This window comes from Pandoraea sp. E26 (assembly GCF_000681415.1).
Lineage (GTDB): Bacteria > Pseudomonadota > Gammaproteobacteria > Burkholderiales > Burkholderiaceae > Pandoraea > Pandoraea pnomenusa.
In genome coordinates this window covers 1-21739 of record NZ_AYXJ01000019.1, presented here as the reverse complement: position 1 = coordinate 21739, position 21739 = coordinate 1, and the positions used below count along the sequence as shown (strand labels likewise).

Annotated in this window: 18 protein-coding genes; 7 read left to right on the top strand and 11 right to left on the bottom strand. The window is 66.4% G+C overall.

Features of this window, described 5'->3' with window-relative positions; all coding sequences use genetic code 11:
* The first annotated feature begins 3 nt into the window (after nucleotides 1-3).
* The 7 genes from W930_RS0113730 to purH all read left to right on the top strand — a co-directional run bounded on the left by W930_RS0113730 (nucleotide 4) and on the right by purH (nucleotide 7563).
* The gene (locus W930_RS0113730) at nucleotides 4-1089 is read left to right on the top strand and encodes an aminoglycoside phosphotransferase family protein (RefSeq protein WP_023872323.1); all 1086 of its coding nucleotides are present in this window, start codon (nucleotides 4-6) and stop codon (nucleotides 1087-1089) included.
* 19 nt (nucleotides 1090-1108) lie between these two features.
* Nucleotides 1109-1849, top strand: a complete 741-nt coding sequence (gene murU, locus W930_RS0113725; protein ID WP_023872324.1) for an N-acetylmuramate alpha-1-phosphate uridylyltransferase MurU — start codon at nucleotides 1109-1111, stop codon at nucleotides 1847-1849.
* 41 nt (nucleotides 1850-1890) lie between these two features.
* Nucleotides 1891-3222 carry an aminopeptidase P N-terminal domain-containing protein gene (locus tag W930_RS0113720; protein WP_145864552.1) on the top strand — a complete coding sequence of 444 codons (1332 nt, stop codon included), beginning with the start codon at nucleotides 1891-1893 and terminating at the stop codon, nucleotides 3220-3222.
* The gene (locus W930_RS0113715) at nucleotides 3222-4559 is read left to right on the top strand and encodes a UbiH/UbiF/VisC/COQ6 family ubiquinone biosynthesis hydroxylase (protein WP_023872326.1); all 1338 of its coding nucleotides are present in this window, start codon (nucleotides 3222-3224) and stop codon (nucleotides 4557-4559) included. The genes W930_RS0113720 and W930_RS0113715 overlap by 1 nt, the downstream gene beginning before the upstream one ends.
* A gap of 107 nt (nucleotides 4560-4666) precedes the next feature.
* Nucleotides 4667-5695 carry a tRNA dihydrouridine synthase DusB gene (gene dusB / locus W930_RS0113710; protein WP_023594208.1) on the top strand — a complete coding sequence of 343 codons (1029 nt, stop codon included), beginning with the start codon at nucleotides 4667-4669 and terminating at the stop codon, nucleotides 5693-5695.
* Complete coding sequence (locus tag W930_RS0113705; protein WP_023594207.1) at nucleotides 5692-5925, top strand: Fis family transcriptional regulator; 234 nt, start codon at nucleotides 5692-5694, stop codon at nucleotides 5923-5925. The genes dusB and W930_RS0113705 overlap by 4 nt, the downstream gene beginning before the upstream one ends.
* Before the next feature lie 72 nt (nucleotides 5926-5997).
* Nucleotides 5998-7563, top strand: a complete 1566-nt coding sequence (purH, locus tag W930_RS0113700; RefSeq protein ID WP_023872327.1) for a bifunctional phosphoribosylaminoimidazolecarboxamide formyltransferase/IMP cyclohydrolase — start codon at nucleotides 5998-6000, stop codon at nucleotides 7561-7563.
* 136 nt (nucleotides 7564-7699) lie between these two features.
* On the opposite strand, the gene W930_RS0113695 is transcribed toward purH, so the two are convergent.
* From W930_RS0113695 to dapB, 11 genes are all read right to left on the bottom strand, one after another.
* Nucleotides 7700-8755, bottom strand: a complete 1056-nt coding sequence (locus W930_RS0113695) for a porin (protein WP_023872328.1) — start codon at nucleotides 8753-8755, stop codon at nucleotides 7700-7702.
* A 125-nt stretch (nucleotides 8756-8880) separates the two neighbouring features.
* Nucleotides 8881-9912 (bottom strand): XdhC family protein, encoded by a 1032-nt coding sequence (locus W930_RS27350; RefSeq protein WP_023872329.1) that lies wholly within the window; start codon nucleotides 9910-9912, stop codon nucleotides 8881-8883.
* Entirely contained in the window at nucleotides 9912-12107 is a 2196-nt protein-coding gene (locus W930_RS27345; RefSeq protein ID WP_162835269.1) for a molybdopterin cofactor-binding domain-containing protein, read from the bottom strand. Before W930_RS27345 ends, W930_RS27350 begins: the two co-directional genes overlap by 1 nt.
* Before the next feature lie 100 nt (nucleotides 12108-12207).
* On the bottom strand, nucleotides 12208-12651 hold the full coding sequence (locus tag W930_RS0113680; RefSeq protein ID WP_023594202.1) for a (2Fe-2S)-binding protein: 444 nt from the start codon (nucleotides 12649-12651) through the stop codon (nucleotides 12208-12210).
* 189 nt (nucleotides 12652-12840) lie between these two features.
* The gene (locus tag W930_RS0113675; protein ID WP_023872331.1) at nucleotides 12841-13782 is read right to left on the bottom strand and encodes an AraC family transcriptional regulator; all 942 of its coding nucleotides are present in this window, start codon (nucleotides 13780-13782) and stop codon (nucleotides 12841-12843) included.
* Between the two features lie 255 nt (nucleotides 13783-14037).
* Nucleotides 14038-14682 carry a HutD family protein gene (locus W930_RS29175; protein ID WP_051399223.1) on the bottom strand — a complete coding sequence of 215 codons (645 nt, stop codon included), beginning with the start codon at nucleotides 14680-14682 and terminating at the stop codon, nucleotides 14038-14040.
* A gap of 59 nt (nucleotides 14683-14741) precedes the next feature.
* Entirely contained in the window at nucleotides 14742-16010 is a 1269-nt protein-coding gene (locus W930_RS0113665; protein ID WP_023872333.1) for a glutamate-5-semialdehyde dehydrogenase, read from the bottom strand.
* A 198-nt stretch (nucleotides 16011-16208) separates the two neighbouring features.
* Nucleotides 16209-17288 (bottom strand): DNA polymerase III subunit delta, encoded by a 1080-nt coding sequence (gene holA / locus W930_RS27335; RefSeq protein ID WP_023594198.1) that lies wholly within the window; start codon nucleotides 17286-17288, stop codon nucleotides 16209-16211.
* 19 nt (nucleotides 17289-17307) lie between these two features.
* Nucleotides 17308-17823 carry an LPS assembly lipoprotein LptE gene (gene lptE / locus W930_RS0113655; RefSeq protein WP_023872334.1) on the bottom strand — a complete coding sequence of 172 codons (516 nt, stop codon included), beginning with the start codon at nucleotides 17821-17823 and terminating at the stop codon, nucleotides 17308-17310.
* Between the two features lie 95 nt (nucleotides 17824-17918).
* Nucleotides 17919-20510, bottom strand: coding sequence for a leucine--tRNA ligase (gene leuS, locus W930_RS0113650; RefSeq protein WP_023872335.1), 2592 nt, complete (start codon nucleotides 20508-20510; stop codon nucleotides 17919-17921).
* A 307-nt stretch (nucleotides 20511-20817) separates the two neighbouring features.
* Nucleotides 20818-21615 (bottom strand): 4-hydroxy-tetrahydrodipicolinate reductase, encoded by a 798-nt coding sequence (gene dapB / locus W930_RS0113645; protein ID WP_023872336.1) that lies wholly within the window; start codon nucleotides 21613-21615, stop codon nucleotides 20818-20820.
* Between the last annotated feature and the right edge of the window lie 124 nt (nucleotides 21616-21739).

Sequence of the window (21739 nt, the reverse complement as noted above, 5' to 3'; positions counted from 1 at the left end):
ATCATGACCGCACAACCCACCGCCTCCGCGCATATTTCCGGCGCTTCCGGCGCCCTCTCCAACGCCGCCGATCCGCGCCTCCAGGCCCTCGGCGAATGGCTCGCCAGCGTTGCAGAGCCGTTCTCGCTCGACCTCGCACAGTGGGCACCCGCTTCGGCGGACGCGAGCTTCCGGCGCTACTTCCGTATCGGCAGCCACGATCCCGCGCATCCGAGTCTCATCGTGATGGACGCCCCGCCGCCACAGGAAGATTGCCGCCCGTTCGTGCACGTGGCGCAGCTGCTCGACGAAGCGGGTCTGCATGCCCCGAAGGTGCTGGCCGAAGACCTGACCCAGGGCTTTTTGCTGCTCACGGATCTGGGGCGCGAAACGTACCTCGACGTCCTCAACGACGACAACGCCCGCGCCCTCATGCGCGATGCGCTCGACGCGCTGATCGTGTGGCAAAAGAGCTCCCGGCCCGGCGTGCTGCCCGAATACGACACGGCGCTGCTGCGGCGCGAGCTCGATCTCTTCCCCGACTGGTACGTCGGCAAGCATCTGAAAGTCGAGTTGAGCGAGGATCAGCGGGCAACGCTCGAGGGCATCAATCGGTTGCTGATCGACAACGCCCTCGCGCAGCCGAAAGTGTTCGTACACCGCGATTACATGCCGCGCAACCTGATGCCCGGCCAACCCGGCACGACCGGCCCCGGCATTCTGGACTTCCAGGACGCCGTCCACGGCCCGCTCACCTACGACGTCATCTGCCTGATGCGCGACGCCTTCCTGAGCTGGGACGAAGAACGCGAGCTCGACTGGCTGGCGTACTACTGGGAACGGGCCCGCAAGGCCGGCCTGCCGGTCGACGCCGACTTCGGCGAGTTCTACCGCCAGGCGGAATGGATGGGGCTGCAACGGCATCTGAAGGTCCTCGGCATCTTCGCGCGCATCAATTATCGTGATGGCAAACCGCGCTATCTTGCCGACACGCCGCGCTTCATCCGCTATGCCCGCAAGGTGGCCGATCGCTACGCGCCGCTGCGCCCGCTGGCGAAGTTGCTCGACGAGCTGACCGGGCAGCAGGTCGACGTCGGCTACACGTTCTGAGGTCCACCGCATGAGCCGAATGAAGGCGATGATCTTCGCCGCCGGACGCGGCGAGCGCATGCGTCCGCTCACGGACACGACCCCCAAGCCGATGCTCCCCGTGGGCGGCAAGCCCATCATCGTCTGGCAGATCGAGGCGCTCGCGCGCGCGGGCTTCACCGACATCGTCATCAATCACGCCTGGCTGGGCGCGCGGATCGAGGCCGCGCTCGGCGACGGCAGCGCGTTCGGCGTGCGGCTCGCCTACTCGTCCGAGACGGACGCGCTGGAGACGGCCGGCGGCATCGCCTATGCGCGCGACCTGCTCGAAGGTGCCGGCAACCTGTTTCTGGCGATCGCGGGCGACATCTTCACCGCGTTCGATTACGCCAGCCTTCGCCCGCACGCCGAGCGCATGCGTGCGCAATCCGCGCCCGGCATGCACCTTGTGATGGTGCCGAATCCGACGTTTCATCCGAAAGGCGATTTCTCGCTCGACGCCGCGGGCGCACTGCACCTGCCCGATCGCGCGCCGGCCGGCGCCACCGCGTTGACGTTCGGCAGCATCGCGCTCTACGACCTGCGCCTGTTCGACGGGATCGCTCCCGGCACGCGCATGGCGCTCACGCCGATGTACCGTGAATCGATCGCCGCCGGCCGCGCGACCGGCGAGCGCTTCGACGGCGTCTGGGAAAACGTCGGTACGCCGGCGCAACTGGCTGCGCTCGATGCCGAGATCCGCGCCGGGCACGGCAGCGTCCCCGGCAGTAGAATCGCCTGAATACGCCCCTCACCCACCGAATCCCCGAAATGGAGCCCGCGATGTCTGATTCCCCGTACCGTGCCCGCCGAGAGCGAGTCATCGAACAGATGCGCAAGGCCGGTGGCGGCGTCGCCGTCGTGCCCACGGCCCCCGAAGTGCCGCGCAACCGCGACAGCGACTTCCCGTATCGCCACGACAGCTACTTCTATTACCTCTCGGGCTTCACGGAGCCCGAAGCCGTCGTGGTGCTCGACAGCCGCACGGGCCAGTCGATCCTGTTCTGCCGCGCCAAGAACGAAGAGCGCGAGATCTGGGACGGCTATCGCTATGGCCCGGAAGCCGCGCGCGAGACGTTCGGCTTCGACGCCGCCTACGCCATCGACGAAATCGATACGCGCATGCCGCAGTTGCTGGCCGACGCGCCCGCCCTCTTTTATGCGCTCGGCGCGTCCGCGCAGCAGGACCGGCAGGTGCGCCACTGGCTCAGCGCCGTGCGTGCGCAAAGCCGCACGGGCGTCTCGGCACCCAGCGCCGCGCACGACATCCGCGCGATGCTCGACGAGATGCGTCTGGTCAAGGACAGCACCGAACTGGCGATCATGGCCCGCGCCGGCAAGATTTCGGCCGATGCCCACGTGCGCGCGATGAAGGCGTCGCGTCCGGGACTGCGCGAATACCATCTCGAAGCGGAGCTGCTGTACGAATTCCGTCGCCACGGGTCGCAGTTCCCGGCCTACGGCTCCATCGTCGCCACCGGGGCGAACGCTACCGTGTTGCACTACCGTGCCGGCGACGCCGAACTGCGCGACGGCGATCTGGTGCTCATCGACGCCGCGTGCGAGCTCGACGGCTACGCTTCGGACATCACCCGTACGTTCCCGGCCAACGGCAAGTTCACCGCCGCGCAACGCGAGCTGTACGACATCGTGCTCGCCTCGCAGCAAGCCGCCATCGACGCCACGCGCGCCGGGGTGCCGTTCGACGCGCCGCACAACGCTGCCGTACGTGTGCTTGCGCAGGGCATGCTCGATACCGGCCTGCTCAAGCGAGACACCGTGGGGAGCCTCGACGACGTGATCGCCAACAAGTCGTTCAGCCGCTTCTACATGCACCGCACCGGCCACTGGATCGGCATGGACGTGCACGACTGCGGCGAATACCGCGAGGACGGTCCGAACGGCGAGCGCCCGTGGCGCACGCTCGGCGCCAACATGGTCACGACGATCGAGCCCGGCATTTACGTGCGGCCGGCCCCCGACATCGACGAGCGCTATTGGAACATCGGCATTCGCATCGAGGACGACGCCGTCGTCACGCCCACCGGCTGCACGTTGCTCACACGCGACGTGCCCGTCGATGCCGACGAGATCGAAGCCTTGATGCGCGGCTGATGACCGGGCCGCAAGTCACTCCCACCGCCGTGCCGGCCGCGATCCTGGGATCGCGTCTCGAGGGAACGCCTCGCACTGCGCGGCGCTTCGACGTGGCCATTGTTGGTGCCGGCCCGGTGGGCACGGCGCTCGCATTGCTGCTGGCCCAGCGCGCTCCGCAATTGCGCATTGCGTTGGTCGATGGGCGCGGGCCGCAGGCCGGCTACGACGATCCGCGCACGCTGGCGCTCTCGCACGGTAGCCGCGAGATTCTCGCCCGTGCCGGCGCCTGGCCACATCAGGGCGCAGGACTGGACTGCACGCCGATCCGGCATATCCACGTCTCGCAGGCGCGCCGCTTCGGCAGCACCGAAATCGACTATCTCGATCACCAGGTGCCGGCGCTCGGCTACGTGGTGCGATACGGCGCGCTCATGCGCGCGCTCGACGCCGCGATGTCGCGCTTGCCGTCTCGCATCGCGCACGCGCCGCCCGGCGAGATCGGCCATACCGACGAGCCCCGTGAATCGTTGGAAGCCGACGACTCCGCAGGGCTGCATCATTTCCGCCCCTACCGGGCGATCGCCCTGCGGCAGGACGCCGGAGAGGTCACGCTCACGCTCGGCACCTCGATCGACGATCACGCCCAGACGCTGCACGCCACGCTCGCCGTCAATGCCGAAGGCGGCTTGTTCGAGGGCCAGACGGCCCGTGCGCGCTCACGCGATTACGGGCAAACCGCGCTGGTCGGCTTCGTGACCTGCGAACGGCCGCGTGCCGGCTGGGCCTGGGAACGGTTCACGCCGGACGGCCCCCTCGCGCTGCTACCGCAGGAACACGGGTATGCGCTGGTGTGGTGCTGCTCGCATGACGAGGCCAGGCGTCGCCGCGAGCTCGGCGACGTTGCCTTCCTCGCGGAGCTGCATGCCGCATTCGGCGATCGCATGGGACGCTTCACCGCGATCACCGGACGCGCCGGCTTCCCGCTGGGCCTGAATGCGGCAAGCCATGTCGTCGACGGCCGCGTCGCGGCCATCGGCAACGCGGCGCAGACCCTACACCCGGTGGCCGGGCAAGGCCTGAATCTCGGCCTGAGAGACGCCTTCGATCTGGCCGAGACCCTGGTGCGCGACGCACGCCACGGCACGCCCGGTCCGGCTGCGCTCATGGCCTTTGCGCGCCGTCGCCGCGCCGACCGTGGCCTCACCATCCGCATCACCGACCTTCTCCCGCGCGTGTTCGGCATCGACGCCACGCCGGTCGCCCTGTTGCGCGGCATGGCCCTGGCGGGCCTCGACCTCGTGCCGCCACTCAAAACCGCCTTCGCGCGTCAGATGATGTTCGGCCAGCGCGGCTGAGGGCGGGGCCCGGCCGCTGGGCCGCCGGACAATTTGCACATTTTTTAGGCGACGGGGACGGGTTTTCGCAGTAAAATACAAACTTTTTCCCGGCTTTTCCCTTCATCGTGCGTATTGGTCCCCACGAACTCCGCAATAACCTGTTCGTCGCCCCCATGGCGGGTGTGACGGATCGGCCGTTCCGCCAGCTGTGCAAACGACTGGGGGCGGGCTACGCCGTCTCAGAGATGGTGGCGTCGAACGCCCAACTCTGGAAGAGCGAAAAAACGATGCGCCGCGCCAACCATGCCGGCGAGGTCGCGCCCATCTCGGTGCAGATCGCGGGCGCGGATCCGGCCATGATGGCCGAGGCCGCCCGCTACAACGTCGAGCGCGGCGCGCAGATCATCGACATCAACATGGGTTGCCCGGCCAAGAAGGTCTGCAACGTCGCGGCCGGCTCGGCGCTGCTGCAGAACGAGCCGCTGGTCGCGCGCATCGTGTCGGCCGTCGTCGGCGCGGTCGGCGATGTCGTGCCGGTCACGCTCAAGATTCGCACGGGCTGGGATCGCGAGCACAAGAACGCGCTCACCGTGGCGCGCATCGCCGAGGACTGCGGCATCAGCATGCTCACGGTGCACGGCCGCACGCGCGCCGATCTGTATCACGGCGATGCCGAGTACGAAACGATCGCCGCCGTCAAGGCCGCGGCGCGTATTCCGGTCGTCGCCAACGGCGACATCGATTCGGCGCCGAAGGCAAAGCACGTGCTGGAAGTCACCGGCGCCGACGCCATCATGATCGGCCGCGCCGCGCAGGGACGGCCCTGGCTGTTCCGCGACATCGAGCTGTATCTCGCGACGGGCGAGATCGCCCTGGCGCCGCGCGTCGACGAAATCCAGCAGATCATGAACGAACACCTCGTGGACCACTACGAGTTCTACGGGGAATACACGGGTGTGCGGACCGCACGCAAGCATATCGCGTGGTATTCACGGGGGTTGCCGGGGGCAGCCACGTTCCGACAGCGTATGAATACGCTCGACACCACGCAGGAACAGTTGGCCGCGGTCAACGAGTTTTTCGAACAGCAGAAGGCGCACTCGGACCGTCTCTGCTATGAACAAGAATCTCCGAGGGAGCTATTAGCCGCATGAGCAAAGCAAACATAGAACAATCCGTGCGCGACAGTCTGGATTCGTATTTCCGCGATCTGGATGGCGCACGTCCACACGATGTCTACGATATGGTCGTCTCCGTCGTTGAAAAGCCGCTGCTCGAGTTCGTGCTCGGCAAGGCCGACGGCAACCAGTCGCTCGCCGCCGAATATCTGGGGATCAACCGCAACACGCTGCGCAAGAAACTGCAGCAGCACGGCCTGCTGTAAACGCCGGCGCGCCCGTCAGGTTCGCCCCCTTCGTTCGATCCGTCCGTTTTTGCCGCTTCACTTTCGTCCGTCATGATCAAGCAAGCTCTCATTTCCGTCTCCGACAAGACCGGCATCGTCGACTTCGCCAAGTCGCTCGCTGCGCAAGGCGTGTCGATCCTCTCCACCGGCGGCACCGCCAAGCTGCTGGCCGATGCCGGGCTGAAGGTGACCGAAGTCGCCGACTACACCGGTTTCCCGGAAATGCTCGACGGCCGCGTGAAGACGCTGCATCCGAAGGTTCACGGCGGCATCCTGGCCCGCCGCGACCTGCCCGAGCACATGGCCGCGCTCGAACAGCACGGCATTCCGACCATCGACCTGCTCGTGGTGAACCTGTACCCGTTCGTGCAGACGATTTCCAAGGACCAGTGCTCGCTCGAGGACGCCATCGAGAACATCGACATCGGCGGCCCGACGATGCTTCGCTCCGCCGCGAAGAACCATCGTGACGTCACCGTCATCGTCGATCCGGCCGACTACGCCGTGGTGCTCGACGAAATGAAGGCGAATGGCAACACCGTGGGCTACGCCACGAACTTCCGCCTGGCCACGAAGGTGTTCGCCCACACGGCGCAGTACGACGGCGCCATCACGAACTACCTCACGAGCCTGGGCGAGTCGCTGCGCCACGACGAGCGCTCGCCGTACCCGGCCACGCTGAATCTCGCTTACACGAAGGTGCAGGACATGCGCTACGGCGAGAATCCGCATCAGAGCGCCGCGTTCTATCGCGATATCGTTACGCCCGAGGGTTCGCTCGCGAACTATCGCCAGCTCCAGGGCAAGGAACTGTCGTACAACAACATCGCCGACGCCGATGCGGCGTGGGAGTGCGTGAAGACGTTCGACGCGCCCGCCTGCGTCATCATCAAGCACGCCAACCCGTGCGGCGTGGCCGTGGCGGCGTCGCCGTCCGAGGCCTACGCCAAGGCCTTCCAGACCGATCCGACGTCGGCCTTCGGCGGCATCATCGCGTTCAACCGCGAAGTCGACGAGACGGCCGCGCAAGCGGTTGCCAAGCAGTTCGTGGAAGTGCTGCTCGCACCGTCGTTCACCGAAGGCGCCAAGCAGGTCTTCGCCGCCAAGCAGAACGTGCGTCTGCTCGAAGTGCCGCTGGGCAACGGCGTGAACCAGTATGACTTCAAGCGCGTGGGCGGCGGCCTGCTCGTGCAGTCGCCGGATGCCAAGAACGTGGCGCCGCACGAACTGCGCGTGGTGACCAAGCGTCATCCGACGCCCAAGGAAATGGAAGACCTGCTCTTCGCCTGGCGCGTGGCCAAGTACGTGAAGTCGAACGCGATCGTGTTCTGCGCCGGCGGCATGACGCTCGGCGTGGGCGCGGGTCAGATGAGCCGTGTCGATTCGGCCCGTATCGCCAGCATCAAGGCCCAGAACGCCGGCCTGTCGCTCAACGGCTCGGCCGTGGCATCGGACGCCTTCTTCCCGTTCCGCGACGGCCTGGACGTGGTCGTCGACGCCGGTGCGACCTGCGTGATTCATCCGGGCGGCTCGATGCGCGATGACGAAGTCATTGCCGCGGCCGACGAGCGCAATGTCGCCATGCTGATGACGGGTACGCGTCACTTCCGTCACTAAGCCGACTGGCGCGATGGCCCGGTGGGCCATCGGCGCGCGTCGTGAATGCGCGACCGCGCGACCGCATGAAAGCGCGAAAGGACACTCGACGGTGTCCTTTCTTTTTGCCCGGCGCCCGCGTCGCGAGCCGCGAGCTTCAGAAGTAGTGCGCGAAGCCCACGGCCACACCCAACTGATTGCTGCCCGGCGCGATGGTCATGCCGTAGCCCGTGACACCCAGGTTCGACTGATTCTGGTTGCGCGAAAAGCCGACTTGCGCGAACAACTGCGTGCGCTTCGAGAGCAGGTAAGCCGCGTTGGCCGCGAGCAGATACGGATGCTGGTTCGCCGACGTGATGTTGTTGTAATAGATCGCGCCCGACAGAATGACCTCCGTGACGGGCCGATACTGCAATCCGGCGAAATACAGTTCGTTGCGGCCGGCCACGCCCGGGACATCGCTCAGATACCACTGATAGCCCACGAATGGCTTGAAGTTGCCAAGTGCGTAGCTTGCGCCGGCCGCAACCCGCTGCGACGTGTTGCCCTGAGTCGCGACGGCCGTGCCGCGCTGCTGATCGTAGACGAGCGACACATTGAGCGGCCCGTTCGCATATCCGACCGACACGCTGTACTCCTTGCCCACACGCCACTGCCCCGGCACCTGCGCGCCGTTGGCGATGGTGGCGTCGTAGCCCGTCGAGAACAGTCCGGCAACCTTGAAGCCACTGAAATTACCGGCGTACTTGATCGAGTTGTCCGCCTTGCCGACGAACTGCGGATCCAGCGCCGGCAGCGAGTAACTGTAGTACGACAACGGATCGAGTTCGAGGAACGCATCATAGATCAGGTTCTTCTGACGGCCGATGGTCACCGCACCCCAGGCGTTCTGCAGGCCCACGTAAGCCTGACGACCAAACATCCGGCCGTTCTGCTGCAACTGGCCGGAATCCAGATTGAAGCCGGCTTCGAGCTGCATGATCGCCTTGAGTCCGCCGCCAAGGTCTTCCGATCCCTTGAAGCCGAAGCGATTGGGCGCCTGTGAACCGTTGCTCACGCGAAAGAGCGATGCCTTGCTGCCGTTCGCGCCTGCGCCTGCATTGCTCAGGTATTCCAGACTGTTGTCCACGATGCCGTAAATCTGCACCCCGTCGGCCTTTGCGCAACCTGCGGCCACCGTGAGCGCCATTGCCATCCAAACCTTGTGTTTCATGACATTCCCCATTTTATATTGGACTACAAACTAATTGTGGTTTTGGGTCGCGCATGCGCACGCACCGAGGCGATGCGAGCGACCCGCCCACCGGTGTTTCGTGGAGGTTCTGTGCGCTCGCTTCCTCAGGCGGCGCGCGAGGCGCCCGGGATGGCGGGAGGTGCCGCCCCCGGGGGAGTACAAGGTCGCGCCGATGTCAGGCCTGGCATCGCGCCATTGCGCAATGCGGTCATCTCCGCGAGGATCGCCAGCGCGATTTCCGGCGGCGTGCGCGCGCCCAGCGGGAGCCCCACGGGGCCATGCAGACGCCCGATCTGCGCGGCGCTCAGGTCGAACATGGCGAGCCGCTCGCGCCGGGCCGCCTGATTGCGGTGCGAGCCGATCGCGCCGACATAGAAGGCATCCGACTTGAGCGCCTCGAGCAATGCCATGTCGTCGAGCTTCGGATCGTGCGTGAGCGCCACGATGGCGGTGTTGCCGTCGGGACGCAGCCGCGCGATCAGGTCGTCGGGCATTTCCTTTGTGCGGGTGATGTGCGCGGCGAGATCGCCGTCGTGCATGCTGTCGTGAATGTCGCGCGGATCGCAGATCACGACCCGGTAGCCCAGCGGCACCGCCATGCTCACGAGGTGGCGCGTGAGCTGGCCATCGCCGATCACGACGATTCGCCAGCGCGGCCCGAAAGGCACCGCCAGGCGTGTCGGCGAATAGGCGAACGCCTCGGGTTGGCGCACCGTGCGCACGCGGGCGAGTCCGGTACGCAAGTTGAGTTCTCGCACCCCGAGCCTGCCGCCGTCGATGGCGTCGCGCATGGCATCGAGCGCGCTGCGTGGCGTCACGCGCTCGATGACCAGTTCCAGCGTGCCGCCGCACGGCAGGCCGAAACGGTGCGCCTCGTCGGCGCTCAAACCGTAGACCTGCACATGCGGGCGCAAACCGGGGCGAAAGCCCGCGGCGACCTTGGCGAGCAGGTCGTCCTCGATACAGCCCCCCGACACGGAGCCGGCAACGCGTCCGCGCGACGCCAGCGCCATCATCGCGCCCACGGGGCGCGGCGCCGAGCCCCAGGTGCGGGCGACCGTGGCGAGCAACACTTCGTCGCCCTGTGCCTGCCAGCGCGCAACCGCTTCGAGCACTTCGGCGTCGACCCCGTCCATCAAGCGGCTCCCGGCACCGGCGTTGCGCCCGGCGTCCCGGCGTGCACCAGCGCACGCGCCTCTGCGACCGTCTGCGGCAGCGGCATCGTGCGCGCACGCACGCCCGTCGCACGCCGGATGGCCTGCGCCACGGCCGGCGCCATCGGTGGCAACGACACTTCACCGCAGCCCTGTGGCGGACGATCGCTCGGCAGGATCACCGTTTCGATCTTCGGCATCTCGACCAGATACAACAGCGGATAGTCACCGAAGTTGCTCTGCGCCACGCCGCCGTCGGCGAAGGTGATGCGGCTCTTGAACGTGTTGGTGAGCGCGAACCCGATTCCGCCCTCGATGTTGGCGCGAATGAGGTTCGGGTTGATCGCGCGGCCGCAATCGACGCCGCAGACGACGCGCTCGATCTTGAAGCGATCGTTCACGACCCGCAGCTCCACCGCCACGGCCACGTACGTCGAAAACGCCGTGCCTCGTCCCGTGTACGTGCAATAGCCGAAGCCGCGATGCACGTCGGGCTTCGCCTTGCGCTGCCAGCCGGCCGAGGCGAACGTCGTCTCGATCACGCGCGTGGCGAGCGGGTCGTGCCGGAGCATGCGCTTGCGATAGTCCACCGGATCGATGCCCGCGACCTCGGCCATCTCGTCGATGAAGCTTTCGAGGAAAAATACGCTTGATGTCGAGCCGACCGAGCGCATGAAGCTCACGGGAATATTCGGCTGTGGCACATCGACGCCTTCCACGCGCAGGTTCGGCACCGCGTACGCCAGATCGTAAAGCCCGTCGAGCATCGTCTCGTCGTAGCCCGCTTTCTCGAAGTGATCCTTCTTGATGACGTTGTACAGCGACTGTCCCGCCACCCGCATGTGCAGGGCGACCGGCAATCCGTCGCTGCCCAGCGCGGCCTGGAAGCGCGCGGAGGCGCACGGACGGTAGAACCCATGACGGATATCGTCTTCGCGCGAGCGGATCACTTTCACGGGACGCCCCACGGCCGCCGAGGCCACCGCCGCGTGAATCACGAAATCAGGCACGTACTTGCGGCCGAAGCTGCCACCAAGGAACGTCGTGTGCACCGTGACCTTCTCGGGCGGCAGCTTGAAGATGCCACCGAGCGCCCAACGCACCTTGTCCTGCCCCTGAATCGGTCCCCAGACCTCGATTTCCCCCTTGTCCTTGCGCACGTGCACGGTGGCGTTCACCGGCTCCATCGTCGCGTGGACGATGTACGGGGTGTGATACTCGCTCGTGACGACCTTGCCCCCGGCGGCAATGACCCCGGTGGCGTCGCCGATATCGGTGGCCACGCCCGCCTTGCCGCCGACGAGGGCCGCGCGACGCTCGGCGAGGATCGTCGCGCTGTCGGCGGCCGGACCCGCCTTCCATTCGACGTCGAGCGCGTCGCACGCGGTTTTCGCGCGCCAGTAATCGTCGGCCACGACGATCACGGCGTCTTTCGCCAGCACGACGTCGTGCACGCCCTTGCGCGCCCTGATCGCGTCGCGATTGCGCACCGAGCGCGGCGCGCCGCCCGACGTGGGCGCCATGCGCACGGCGCCCACGAGCATGTCGGGCACCTTCACGTCGATGCCGAAGATGGCAGAGCCGTCGACCTTCGAAGGCGTGTCGAGACGCGCCAGCGATTGTCCGATCAGGCGGTGTGCCGCGTCGTTCTTCAGATGCGGATGCGGATTGAGCGGTTGCTTCGCGGCGTCGGCGACCAGCTCGCCGTAACCGATCGAGCGGCCCGACTGCGGGTGGATGACACGGCCGTCGCGCGTCACGCAATTCGACGTACGCACGCCGAGTCGCTTTGCCCCGACCGCGACGAGCGCCTCACGCGCCTGCGCCCCCGCGACGCGAAGCCGTTCGTAGAACAGTGTCGCCGACATCGATGCGCCCACGAACTGCTGCAGGGCTTCGTTGGCGGCGGCGGTGCGATAGGCGTCGCGAGCGGTCACGAACTCGACGCGCACCCGGCGCCAGTCGGCATCGAGTTCGTCGGCCAGTACCTGCGGCAGGCCGGTGTACACCCCCTGCCCCACCTCGCATTGCGACAGGCCGAGCACCGTGGTGCCGTCGGCGTCGATACGGATCCAGTCGTTGATCTCGACGAGATTCGCGCCGGCCGCGCGCGCCGACGGGCTGCCCACCCACGTCGCCGTGACCGGAATCAGCAGGCTGCCCGCCGCAAGCGACATGCCCTTGAGCCAGTGGCGTCGCGCGGGCGAGGTCGGCGCGTTCGCGTGCGGTGCGGTGCCGCAGGCGGGATCTTGCGGATGCGCCGGACGCACCGTCGGCTCAGCGTTTTGCTGCGTCATGGATCGCCTCCCGGATGCGGTGATAGGTCGCGCAACGGCACAGGTTGGTCATGGCCTCGTCGATCTGGGCGTCGGTCGGCCGCGGATGCTTGCGCAGCAGCGCTGCCGCCGCCATGACCATGCCGGACTGGCAGTAGCCGCACTGCGGCACGTCCTTCGCGATCCAGGCTTGCTGAATCGGATGCGAGCGCGTGGGCGAGAGCGCCTCCACGGTGGTGATGCGCTTGCCTGCCACGGCCGAAACCGGCAGAACGCAGGTACGCGTGGCCTCGCCGTCGACGTGCACCGTGCAGGCGCCGCACGCCCCGATGCCGCAGCCGTACTTGGTCCCGGTCAGTCCCGCCGCATCGCGGATGACCCACAGCAAAGGCGTGTCGTCATCGCCGTCGAAGACGAAGGGGCGCCCGTTGAGTTGGAATTCCATTGACTCTCCCGTTGTGACTGGCTGCCCTCTGCGCGAACACCTTCACGGTGGCCGGCAGATGGCGATTGAATTCTCACCACGAGAAAATTGGCGAACAACGGCCGGGCGGCCCGAAAAGGATGCCGTTCGTCCAGAGACGGGAAAACCCTCAGGAAGGATTGGACGAGCGAGGGGAGCGAGGGGCGGGCGTCAGTTGCCCGGCTCGCAGCTTCGGAGGTATTCGCGCGGCGGCAGGCCGTAACAACGACGGAAGGCGCGCGTGAACGCCTTCTCCGAGGCGTAGCCGACGGCGTCGGCCACATCGGAGACGCGTGCGCCCGCGCCCGCGAGCCGGTCGGCCGCGAGGTACATGCGATGCGCGGTGAGATACGACATCGGCGACTCGCCGACCAGTTCGCGAAAGCGCAGGCAGAACTTCGAGCGGGACATGCCGGCGATGTCGGCCAGTTGCTCGACCGTCCACGCGCGTTGTGGCATTTCGTGCATCGACGCGATGGCACGCCCCAGTTGCGGGTCCGACATGCCGCGCAGCCAGTGCGTGCTCGCGCCGCCGTGCGCGCCGAGATACGCGCGCAGAATCTGCACGAACAGCACGTCGGCCAGACGCGCCACCGCCACGCGCCATCCCGAGCCGCGCTGCATCGACTCTTCGATGAACCCCGCGATGGTGGTCGTGAGCAAGGCCGGCACGGCCGGGTCGCCGGCGCGGATATGGATCAGTGGCGGCAGCGCAGCGAGCAGCGGATTACGCGCCCGCTCGCGGAACATCACCACGCCGGTGTAGAGATCGCTTACGGCGCCGGGCCCACCCGCGCGAAACGCGAGTGGTGTATCCAGCTTGGGCTCGATGCCCTGCGCGGACATCATGTCCTCGAACAACACCGGCGGTTCGTCCAGTGACGAGCACATCACATGCTCGTGCCCGTGCGGCAGCAGCACGCAGTCGCCGGGCTCGATGCGCACCGGCGCCATGCCCGCCACAACGAGCCAGAACGGTTCCCCCATCGCCGTGCGAAAGGGCGCGCCGTCGAGCGCCGGCTTGCGCAGCGACCATGGGGCACCGAAGGTGAATCGTCCGGTGACGACCGCGTCCGCGCGCAGATCGCCAAGCACATCGCTCAGCGGATCCACGGCGCCCTGCCCGGTTCGACGTAACTCGGCAAATGTTCCATATGTGAAACGTCGATTTATCTATGAATATTCACAGTATGCCGTTTCGCAGGCTGGAAAAGAATCGACTTCCGCTTAGGGAAAATACCGGGAGGCGGTGGGTGGGACGGGCGCGAAACACTCGGTATACGGCCGAAGTGCAGACAGAAATGCAGGCCGGCGTGGAGGTCCTGACGACGTCGAGGGCCAGGGTTCGGCGGGCGGGAACCTCGACGATCAGCGACGCGAGATCGACGCCAGGAACACGTCCGCCGGACCGCCATTCGCGCGCAATTCACACATCACGCTGGCCATCGCGCCGTCGGCCCCCTCTTTTCCGTCCATTCCTTCGATGCGCAGGGCATGGCCCGCCGGCACCGTCACGGTCTGGCCATCGTGCAAGGCGGTCGTCACTTGCCCCTCGGCGCAGTAGAGAAAACCGATCGCGCCATCGTTCGCCGGCAGGGACCACCTCAACGGCGCGCTCTCGAGACGATGCTGCGTGAGCGCGTGTTGCCAACCGACGCGGCGCGTCATGACGTTGAAGTCGTCGATGGGCACGTTGGCCGCGTCCAACGCGGGCGTGCAGCTCACGGCCAGTTCGCCGCCAAAGGCATAGGGGGGCGTGCGCGGGGTGAGCGTCACGTCAGGACGCCCTTCGACATTGAGCGTCAACGCGCCGCCCCTCACGATAGCCAACGACCGATCGATGCCGGCAAAGACCGAAAACGGCCCCGGGTTCGCCACCGTCGCGGTGCTAATGCGCCAATCGAATCCGTCCTCGCCAGGGCGTCGCGCCACGGCGAGTTCGGTCGTCACACCCTGACCGTTTTTCCACGGCATCTTCACGAAATCGGCCGGGCCGAGGACTTGCAATTGCATGAGCACTGTCGAGGCGAGTGAGACGTTGGCGAAAATGCAGGATCGATCGGAATGCGGCGTTACTTGCGAACTTCGCCGTGACCGAACACGACGTACTTCAGACTCGTCAGCCCCTCGAGTCCCACCGGACCGCGCGCGTGAAGCTTGTCGTTCGAGATACCGATTTCCGCGCCCAGGCCGAATTCGAAGCCGTCGGCGAATCGCGTGCTCGCGTTGATCATCACACTTGCCGAGTCCACCTCGCGCAGGAATTGCATGGCGGCGGTGTAGTCCTCGGTCACGATGGCGTCGGTGTGATGCGAACCGTATCGATTGATGTGCGCGATGGCGGGCGCAAGGCCGTCCACGACTTTCACGGCCAGCACGGGCGCCAGATACTCTGTCGACCAGTCTTCCTCGGTCGCCGCGATGGCGCCGTCAACGCCGGCTTCGGCGAGTGCCGCAAGCGTACGTTCGCAGCCGCGCAGCTCGACCTGCCTGCTCTGGAACATGCGCGCGATGGCAGGCAACTGATCGATGGCCCGCTGATCGACGAGCAGCGTCTCCATCGTGTTGCAGGTGCCGTAGCGGTGCGTCTTGGCGTTCTCGCAAATCGCCAGCGCTTTCGACGCGTCTGCGCGAGCGTCGACGTAGACATGGCAGATGCCATCCAGATGCTTGATCATCGGGACGCGCGCGTCCTGCATCAGACGTGCGATCAGGCTCTTCCCACCGCGCGGCACGATCACGTCGACATAGTCGGTCATCGTGATGAGTTCTCCCACGGCGGCGCGATCAGGCGTGTTCACGACCTGAACGGCATCGCCGGGCAAGCCGCTGGCCGCCAGCGCGTCCGCGATCAGCGCCGCCAATGCCGTGTTGCTCTCGATAGCCTCCGAACCGCCGCGCAGGATCGTCGCATTTCCCGACTTCAGGCAAAGCGCCGCCGCGTCGATCGTCACGTTCGGGCGCGACTCGTAAATGATGCCGATCACGCCCAGCGGCACGCGCATCTGGCCGACCTGAATACCACTCGGCTGCACGCGCACGTTGCTGATCTCCCCGATAGGATCGGACAGCCCCGCAATCTGGCGCAACCCTTCGATCATGGTTCGCAACGCCTTGTCGGACAGCGTGAGCCGGTCGATGAACGCGGCATCCTGGCCGTTGGTGCGCGCGCGCTCAAGATCACGGCGATTCACGTCCTGCAGCGTCGCGCCCTGGCGCTCGATGGCGTCGGCGATCGTGAGCAGCGCGCGATTCTTGGCGGCGGTGTCGGCACGCGCCATGGCGCGCGATGCCTCGCGGGCGCGCTGACCCAGCGATTGCATGTAGGCTTTGATATCCATATCGTCGTTCGGCGGTTTCGATGGGCGGCTGTGTTGCCCTTGAATTCGGGTTGGCTGCCGCGAAGGCTCGCCGGTCATGTGACAGATTGTCCGTTAATTGCGGGGATCTTGCTGCTGCGGCTCCCGTTCCCCGGGAGGCGCAATACCGGCATTGGCGGCTTTCGTGGTGTTCGTGGCTTGAGCGGCGTCGGGCGCGGTCTACGCGGGCACCGGGCGTGGTGCGCGGGCGGAGCGCGCCCCCGGCGGTCGCTCGCCCGCGAGCAGCAGGCCAAGTTGCAGCATGCCGTCCCACGGATCGCCGGGCAGGCCTTCGGCGCGCAAGCCCTTGACCTGTCGGTCCAGACGTGCGGCCAGTTGCAGCGCCTGCGCCAGCATGGCCGGCGTGGCGCGGCCCGCAGCCTGCTCCATCAAGCGCTCACGCGGCCCCCACACGCGGAACTCACGCAGCAACACGGCAAGCGGCTTGCCCGCCGCCATGCCTCGCGTGATCTTCGCGAGCGTGCGGACTTCCTCGGTCAGTGCCCAGAGCACGAGCGGCGCCGCTTCACCCTCGCCGCGCAAGCCGTCGAGCATGCGGACCAGTCGGGCGGCATCGCCCGCGAGAACGGCTTCGCTCAGTTTGAAGACGTCGTAGCGCGCCACGTTGAGCACGGCATCCTGCACCTGTTCGAAGGTGAGCACACCTTCGGGGTACAACAGACCGAGCTTCTGAATTTCCTGATGCGCGGCGAGCAGGTTGCCCTCGACGCGATCGGCAATGAACTGGAGCACGCGCCGACCCGGCTCGCCGGCTTCGACGCGCTGGCCCTGCGCAGCCAGACGCTGGGCGATCCAGTCCGGCAGACGCGCCCGATCGACCGGGTCGACCTTGACAGTCACACCGGCGCGATCGAGCGCCGTGAACCAGTCGGACTTGCCGGCCGCGGCATCGAGCCGGGGCAGCGTGATGATGGTCAGCACGTCGCCGTTCGCGGCTTCGGCATGCGCCTTGAGCGCCGCGCCGCCCTCCTTGCCCGGCTTGCCGCCCGGAATGCGCAATTCGATGAGCTTGCGATCGCCGAACAGCGACATCGATTGGCCGGCGTTCGCGAGCGCCCCCCAATCGAAGCTGCGTTCAACGCTGAGCACGTCGCGTTCGGTGAAACCGCCCGCACGCGCCGCTGCCCGCACGCGATCGACCGCCTCCTGCACGAGCAGGCCCTCGTCGCCGTGGATCGTATAGATCGGCGAGAGCGACTTGGCAAGGTGCGCGTCGAGCGCGTCGGGACGCAGTTGCATGAACGGGATTCGGGGGGCGTTATTCTTCCGGCTTCGGGGCCGGCATGGACTTCACCGCTTCCATGCGCCGGATGATCTGATCGACCGCATCCTTCTGCATGTCGCGGGCCAGCAGTGCCGCTTCCGTGTCGCGCGCCGTCGCTTCGCTGTCGCTATAGGGCAGATTGCGCGTCAGACGAATGGTGCTCAGCGGAATGATCGGCCGGCCGTCAGGCGTGACCAGCTGGAACGTGTAGGAGTTGCGAATCTCGTATTCGCGCGCCTGGCCGTTGGCATCGAGACTGACCGCCGTACGTGACGAGGTCGTGTTCAGAATCTCGAGGCGAGCGTCGGCATCCTTGGGTTCGGTCACCACCACGGTGCCCTTGCTCCCGTAGCGCACGTAACGCGAGATGTCGATGGCCATCAGGCCACCGCCCGAGATGTACAGCCGCTTGAACGCGTATTCGCTGGCGCCGCGCAGCTGGAACCCGCAGGCGGACAATGCCAGCGCGCAGCCCAGCAAGGCCATCCAACCGAAGATCCTGCGCGTCATGCCGACGCCTCGTTGCCCGGATGTCATTTGCACGTGATGTGCCCTCTTGTCACCAAACGTCATCAATTCGTCGAGCGGCGGCAATCCACGCCGCCTCACACCACCACGTTCACCAGTCGACCCGGCACGACGATGACTTTCTTCACCGGCTTGCCTTCGCCGAACTTGGCGGTCATTTCATGCGCCAGTGCGGCCTGCTCGATGGCTTCGCGCGATGCATCCTTCGCCACGCGTACCGCACCACGCACCTTGCCCGCCACCTGGAGTACGAGTTCGATCTCGTCCTGCACCAGTGCCGCCTCGTCGACTTCCGGCCACGGTGCGTCGAGCAGGTCGCCCATCTGCGCGGCGTAACCCAATGCGTCCCACAGGCCGTGCGTGACGTGCGGCACCACCGGGTAGAGCACGCGCAGCAAAATTCCGTAGCATTCGCGCACCGCGCCGGCGCCAGCGGCACCCTTGTCGCTTTCGATGGCGTTGAGCATCTTCATCGCCGCCGACACGACCGTGTTGTACTGCACACGCTGATAGTCGTAATTGGCCTGCTTGAGCACGCCGTGGATCTCGAGACGCAGCGCCTTCGCGGCTGCGCTCGACGTGTCGATCACCGCATCGGCCTGGCGCAGCAACGCCGCCTGCGATTGGCCGAATCCCCACAGGCGACGCAGGAAGCGGCTTGCGCCCTCCACCCCCGCCCCCGACCATTCGAGCTGCTGCTCGGGCGGCGCCGCGAACATCACGAACAGGCGTGCGGTGTCGGCACCGTACTGATCGATGAGCGACTGCGGATCCACCCCGTTGTTCTTCGACTTCGACATCTTCTCGATGCCGCCGAGCGCCACATCGGCGCCGTCTGCCTTCGACGTGGCGCCGACCGGGCGTCCCTTGTCGTCGAACTGCACCTGCACGTCGAGCGGGTTGAACCACGTCTTCTTGCCGGTGGCGTCTTCGCGATAGAACGTCTCGTTGAGCACCATGCCCTGCGTGAGCAGGTTCTGCGCCGGTTCCTTGAAGCTCACCAGGCCCAGGTCGCGCATGACCTTGGTCCAGAAGCGCGAGTACAGCAAGTGCAGGATCGCGTGCTCGATACCGCCGATGTATTGGTCCATCGGCATCCAGTAATCGGTGCGGGCGTCGACCATGGTGTCGGCGTCCGGGCAGGCGTAGCGCGAGAAGTACCAGGACGAATCGACGAACGTGTCCATCGTGTCGGTCTCGCGGCGCGCCGGCTTGCCGCACTTCGGGCAATCGCACTTCAGGAACGCTTCGGACTTGGCCAGCGGATTGCCGGTGCCGTCCGGCACGAGGTCTTCGGGCAGCACCACCGGCAGGTCCTTCTCGGGCACCGGCACGGCACCGCACGATTCGCAATGGATGATCGGGATCGGCGTACCCCAGTAACGCTGGCGCGAGATCCCCCAGTCGCGCAGGCGGAACGTGACCTGCTTGTCGCCCGCGCCCTGTGCTTTCAGATCCGCCGCGATGGCGTCGACGGCGGCCGCGAAGCCCAGGCCATCGTACTTGCCGCTGTTGATCAGCGTGCCATCCTTCTCGCCGTACCAGGCTTGCCACGCTTCGGTCGAATACGTCTCGCCCTCGACGGCGACGACCTGCCTGATCGGCAGGTTGTACTTGCGCGCGAATGCGAAGTCACGTTCGTCGTGCGCCGGCACGCCCATCACGGCGCCTTCGCCGTAGCCCATCAGCACGTAGTTGCCGATCCACACTTCGACCTTGTCGCCAGTGAGCGGATGCGTGACGAAGAAGCCCGTCGGCATGCCCTTCTTTTCCATCGTGGCGATGTCCGCCTCGGCCACGCCGCCCTGCTTGCACTCGGCGATGAACGCCTGCAGATCGGCACGGCCTTCGGCCAGACGCGTGGCAAGCGGATGCTCGGCCGCGACGGCGCAGAAGGTCACGCCCATGATCGTGTCGGCACGCGTGGTGAACACGCGCAGGAGCTTCCGCTCGCCGTCGAGCTCGTACGGGAAGCCGAAGTTCACGCCGAAGCTCTTGCCGATCCAGTTCTGCTGCATCACCTTCACGCGCTCGGGCCAGCCGAGGTCGTCCAGGTCGCCGAGCAATTCGTCGGCGTACTCGGTGATACGCATGTAGTACATCGGGATTTCGCGCTTTTCGACGAGCGCCCCCGAGCGCCAGCCGCGGCCGTCGATCACCTGCTCGTTGGCGAGCACGGTCTGATCGACTGGATCCCAGTTCACGGTCCCGGTCTTCAGGTAGACGACGCCCTTCTCGAGCATCTTCAGGAACAGCCACTGGTTCCAGCGGTAGTACTCGGGCTTGCAGGTGGCGACTTCGCGCGACCAGTCGATCGCCAGGCCCATCGCCTGCATCTGCTTCTTCATGTACTCGATGTTGTCGTACGTCCACTTGGCCGGCGGCACGCCGTTGGCCATGGCCGCGTTTTCCGCCGGCATGCCGAAAGCGTCCCAGCCCATCGGCATCAGCACGTTGTACCCGCGCATGCGCATCTGGCGGTACATCACATCGTTGATGGTGTAATTGCGCACGTGCCCCATATGCAGCTTGCCCGACGGATACGGCAGCATCGAGACGCAATAGAATTTCTGTTTGTCCTCGCGCTCGGTGGTCTTGTAGGCGTCGATCGCCTGCCAGTGCGACTGGGCGGAGGCTTCGACGTCGGCGGGAACGTATTTTTCTTGCATGATGGGTCGGCGGATAGGATTCGGCTCGGCTTCGCTCCCGCCCGGCGCGCGGCGATCGAGGCGCGGCATGCAGGTGTTTCGGGGTGAATCCGGGGAAAACGATGATTATAACGCCGCCGGGAGCCGATTCGGCGTCACGGCGGCGAGGGAGGCGCGAAGGAAGCACCATGGCGCCCGGCGCGGGAGGCGCCGTCTCGATGGCGGGGCGCGGAGTACTCCCCGCCGTGAAGGCACCCGGACGTGCGGCGACCCGTGCGAGCGGTGCGGCGCACTGGCCGCCCCGGCAGGGCCGGCGGGTCCGATGGGATCAGCGCAGACCCAGCACGTCCTGCATGTCGAACAGGCCGGTCTTGTGTTTCGCGAGGAAGCGGGCCGCGCGCAGCGAGCCCTGGGCATAGGACAACCGGCTCGACGACTTGTGCGTGATCTCGATGCGCTCGCCGATACCGGCGAACAGCACCGTGTGATCGCCCACGATGTCACCGCCGCGCACGGTCGCGAAACCGATCGTCGACGGATCGCGCTCCCCGGTCACCCCCTCACGGCCGTAGATCGCGCACTCCTTCAGATCGCGCCCCAGCGCCTCGGCAACCACTTCGCCCATGCGCAACGCCGTACCCGAAGGCGCATCGACCTTGTAGCGGTGGTGTGCCTCGATGATTTCGATGTCGTAGCCGGTGTTCAGAATCTTCGCGGCCACTTCGAGCAGCTTGAACGTCGCGTTCACGCCCACGCTCATGTTCGGCGCGAACACCACGGCGACGCGCTCAGCCGCCTTGGCCAGACGCGCCTTGTCCGCCTCGGAGAAACCGGTCGTGCCGATGATCATCTTCACGCCATGCTTCTCGGCGGCCGCCAGGTGGGCGAGCGTCCCTTCAGGGCGCGTGAAGTCGATCAGATACTCGGCGTTGGCGAGCGCGGCGTCCAGATCGTCCGTGATCTTCACCCCGGTTTCGCGGCCGAGGAATGCTCCGGCATCGTGGCCCAGCGCCGGGCTTTGCGCACGGTCGAGCGCGCCAACCAGTTTGGCGTCGTCGGCGGCAAGCACGGTTTCGATCAGCATCCGGCCCATACGGCCAGAGGCGCCAGCAATCGCAATCTTCATCATGGTGATTCTTTCGTCGTCTTTCTGACAGCTTACTGCGGCATGGAGAACAGCCCGCCACCGGCCGTCACGCGCGGCGACGGCACGAGGCCCGTGCCCGTGGCGGTGCTCGTGCTCCCGCCGG

Coding starts and splice junctions, on each gene's coding strand:
- leuS (WP_023872335.1), bottom strand. CDS start 20,510: ATGCAAGAAAAATACGTTCCCGCCGACGTCGAAGCCTCCGCCCAGTCG.
- W930_RS0113715 (WP_023872326.1), top strand. CDS start 3,222: ATGACCGGGCCGCAAGTCACTCCCACCGCCGTGCCGGCCGCGATCCTG.
- dapB (WP_023872336.1), bottom strand. CDS start 21,615: ATGAAGATTGCGATTGCTGGCGCCTCTGGCCGTATGGGCCGGATGCTG.
- purH (WP_023872327.1), top strand. CDS start 5,998: ATGATCAAGCAAGCTCTCATTTCCGTCTCCGACAAGACCGGCATCGTC.
- lptE (WP_023872334.1), bottom strand. CDS start 17,823: ATGACGCGCAGGATCTTCGGTTGGATGGCCTTGCTGGGCTGCGCGCTG.
- W930_RS0113665 (WP_023872333.1), bottom strand. CDS start 16,010: ATGGATATCAAAGCCTACATGCAATCGCTGGGTCAGCGCGCCCGCGAG.
- W930_RS27350 (WP_023872329.1), bottom strand. CDS start 9,912: ATGGACGGGGTCGACGCCGAAGTGCTCGAAGCGGTTGCGCGCTGGCAG.
- W930_RS0113705 (WP_023594207.1), top strand. CDS start 5,692: ATGAGCAAAGCAAACATAGAACAATCCGTGCGCGACAGTCTGGATTCG.
- murU (WP_023872324.1), top strand. CDS start 1,109: ATGAAGGCGATGATCTTCGCCGCCGGACGCGGCGAGCGCATGCGTCCG.
- W930_RS0113730 (WP_023872323.1), top strand. CDS start 4: ATGACCGCACAACCCACCGCCTCCGCGCATATTTCCGGCGCTTCCGGC.
- W930_RS0113680 (WP_023594202.1), bottom strand. CDS start 12,651: ATGGAATTCCAACTCAACGGGCGCCCCTTCGTCTTCGACGGCGATGAC.
- W930_RS29175 (WP_051399223.1), bottom strand. CDS start 14,682: ATGCAATTGCAAGTCCTCGGCCCGGCCGATTTCGTGAAGATGCCGTGG.
- holA (WP_023594198.1), bottom strand. CDS start 17,288: ATGCAACTGCGTCCCGACGCGCTCGACGCGCACCTTGCCAAGTCGCTC.
- W930_RS0113695 (WP_023872328.1), bottom strand. CDS start 8,755: ATGAAACACAAGGTTTGGATGGCAATGGCGCTCACGGTGGCCGCAGGT.
- W930_RS27345 (WP_162835269.1), bottom strand. CDS start 12,107: ATGTCGCTTGCGGCGGGCAGCCTGCTGATTCCGGTCACGGCGACGTGG.
- W930_RS0113720 (WP_145864552.1), top strand. CDS start 1,891: ATGTCTGATTCCCCGTACCGTGCCCGCCGAGAGCGAGTCATCGAACAG.